This is a genomic window from Chromobacterium sp. W521 (assembly GCF_052805975.1).
Genome location: NZ_JBRBAF010000053.1, coordinates 1 through 299 on the forward strand (window position 1 = coordinate 1; position 299 = coordinate 299).

Annotated in this window: 1 protein-coding gene; it reads right to left on the minus strand. The window is 69.2% G+C overall.

Translation table 11 applies throughout. The annotated features are described in order from the left end of the window. The coding region (locus tag ACUXV1_RS23265; protein ID WP_446016779.1) for a hypothetical protein at nt 1–299 on the minus strand (299 nt) is incomplete at both ends.

Below are 299 nucleotides of genomic sequence, written 5' to 3' on the forward strand. Positions count from 1 at the left end.
TGCCCTTCCAGGTCCAGCACGCATTCCTCCGCGCCCGTCCATTGGCGCAAGGCCCGCGCCAGCGCGGTCACCAGCAATTCTTCCGGACGCATCCGGTAAGCCTCGCCCGCTTGCCGCAGCCAGCGTTCCGTCGTCTCCGGCTCCCACTGCAGCGAGACCCGCGACTCGGCCGCCACCGTATCCTCGGCCGCGTTGAAACCCGGCAGCGGCATGCCCGGCGCGTCCATCTCCCGCCAGTAACTCAGCGTTGAGTCCGGCAAGGTTTCCGCCCATTCCCACAGCCGCTGCGACCACGCCTG